We start from the raw sequence: 446 nt of genomic DNA, 5'->3' as shown, positions 1-446 counted from the left end.
GGACGGCGGCGGAACTGCGTGACGCACTAGAGTATTGGTTTACAAACACTTGATCGTCTCGCCGCCGACGTAGAGCGGCTCGAAGTAGCTGGACTTCGGCAGCATCAGGGTGGCCCCGGCGCGCTGGGCGGCGTCGCCGACGCGGGTCTTGAAGAAGCAGCTCTCGGGGTTGTTGATCGGGTTGTCGCAGACGATGACCTTGCGCGCGCCGGCCGCGAAGCAGAGCTTGACGACGGCCGAGACCGTATCGGGCTGGCTGGTGGCCCCCAGGTCGGGGTTCTTGTCGAAGGCGACGTTGGGCTTGATGACGACCACGTCCCCCTTCTGGACTGCCCAGCTTTCCAGGCATTCGTCCCTATCACGATGCCAACCAGGCCCGCATGCTGACCTACGGGGCGACTACATCGGATCGTGGGGGCCAATGATCCTGGGGCATCTCCATCCGG

General features: G+C 64.3%; 1 protein-coding gene. It reads right to left on the bottom strand.

Annotated elements, in window-relative coordinates:
- Positions 1–39: 39 nt before the first annotated feature.
- Positions 40–315, bottom strand: a complete 276-nt coding sequence (locus tag AB1L30_RS03875; RefSeq protein ID WP_367012076.1) for a DUF362 domain-containing protein — start codon at positions 313–315, stop codon at positions 40–42.
- Positions 316–446: the final 131 nt, after the last annotated feature.

It is taken from the genome of Bremerella sp. JC817 (assembly GCF_040718835.1).
Classification (GTDB): Bacteria; Planctomycetota; Planctomycetia; order Pirellulales; family Pirellulaceae; genus Bremerella.
Note: the sequence above shows the minus strand (reverse complement) of the source record. Positions and strands in the feature narration are given on the sequence as shown.